Consider the following 1,754-nt stretch of genomic DNA (forward strand, 5'->3'; position numbering starts at 1 on the left):
TAGAGGCTGTTGCATAGATGGTAAAAAAAAATCGTTTGTGATCCATTAGACTTTTGTGTATGATATCGCCAACATGATCAGTATCTCATTAACCGATCTTAATCCCCTCATGGCAGATACAGTTCTTGGTTGATAAAAAAGGGGGAATTGTGATTGTGGATGAATTAAAAAACGACTAAAAAAATGGCCAACCGTAGTGATGTTAGAAATCTTTGCTAGTTTTTTGATATTATGCACTAATGCCGCTAAAAAGAATTCCCCCTCGCAATTTTCCTTCCCTTTTTGAGAGAAAGTTCTAAACCTCATATTATGTTTAATATCTCCAAAGACTGGTTCTACCATATATTTGCGTTTACGATATAATTCTCTACCAGTGGGTGATCTTACTCTTGCTTCCATAATTCTCCTGCAAATCTCCTCATTGGTAGCATTTTTCTCTCTATCCATAAAAGAACGCCAAACAAATGTACCTATATTTGCAAGTTCCGCAATAGTCACTCTGATTCCATTGGAAATCATCTTACAGATCTCTTCCATTCGTGATACATTCCCATCATCAAGGGTATATTCATGAATTTTTCTCTCTTTTGAGGGAGGGATTATAAAATTCATGCTATACTCATTTTCTGCCAATGCGTTTTGATATGAATAATATCCTGCATCAGAAAGGAAGGAGTGAGGCAGTATTGGCGGATGGATTCCTGAAAAGAGTTCTTGAAGTTCATTTAACATTGGGACTAACAATTTTTTATCGTTTTGTTCATCTGATAACAACGCGGCAAGAATATACTGGTTTTCAGAAACGATAATCTGACCATTATATCCTTGGATCCATCCATTGGTTGTTGACATTATCTGGCTATCAGGGTCCGTAACATTTACTTTTAAATCTGGAGACGGGTTTTTTTGTGGTTTTGAAGGTTTTCTACCTCGTTTCAATTTACCTGATTCTCTCTCTTCTTTCTCGCGTTCCTTGATTTTCTCTTCCTGCTTTTTTGATTCTTCCTTATTTCGTTCGATTATTTTATCTCTTGCGCGGATTAGAACTTTTTTGCGTTTCTCGTTCGTTGAAAGATGCTCTGGCAGGCGATTGATTCTCATGTCCTGAGCATTACCATCTTTGTTTTCACTCTCATCAATCTCCTGGGATTCATCAAATAGACGGTTTAACTCTGATTCCAGGTGCTTTAACTTTTTATTTGCAGAAAGAGAAGCATTACACCCAAATTTTGATCCATCAAGAGCAAGGACCCCAATTTGTGCAATTCCGGATTCTACAATGATTCGAGATAATTGTTTAAAGAGTGATTTGATCTCATATGAGTTATTCTTTTTAAAACGATAGATTGTTGTGTGATCTGGGGTGAGATTGTGAGCGACAATCCGGTACCCGATGTCATAATGACAACACATCTCGATTTTTCTGCTTGATTTTTCACCGCGAATCATTGCATATATCAATATTCCAAGCATCACACGGGGATCAAAAAAGGCAGATCCACGACCATCTTCGCGGTATTTATCAATAAATTTACTGATATCAAGAAGGGAGAGTATATCCAATATTGCATAGGTAATATCATTTTCCGATAACCATTCCATGGCATTTACAGGGAGCAGGAATTGTTGTTCATTACCATACCCTTTGATCATGTTATGGTGATGAGGCATACATTATATTGATCTTTCTAAGATATATAGTTAAGCTTTATTACTTATTGTTAATTATTTTAGTTATTTGTGCAACAGCCTCA

At 36.4% G+C, this 1,754-nt stretch carries 1 protein-coding gene; it reads right to left on the bottom strand.

The features are described 5' to 3' along the window. Nucleotides 1–45: 45 nt before the first annotated feature. The gene (locus tag DLD82_RS18020; protein ID WP_342764585.1) at nt 46–1,671 is read right to left on the bottom strand and encodes a transposase; all 1,626 of its coding nucleotides are present in this window, start codon (nt 1,669–1,671) and stop codon (nt 46–48) included. Nucleotides 1,672–1,754 lie beyond the last annotated feature (83 nt).

It is taken from the genome of Methanospirillum stamsii (genome assembly GCF_003173335.1).
Taxonomy (GTDB): domain Archaea; phylum Halobacteriota; class Methanomicrobia; order Methanomicrobiales; family Methanospirillaceae; genus Methanospirillum; species Methanospirillum stamsii.

Coding starts and splice junctions, on each gene's coding strand:
- DLD82_RS18020 (WP_342764585.1), bottom strand. CDS start 1,671: ATGCCTCATCACCATAACATGATCAAAGGGTATGGTAATGAACAACAA.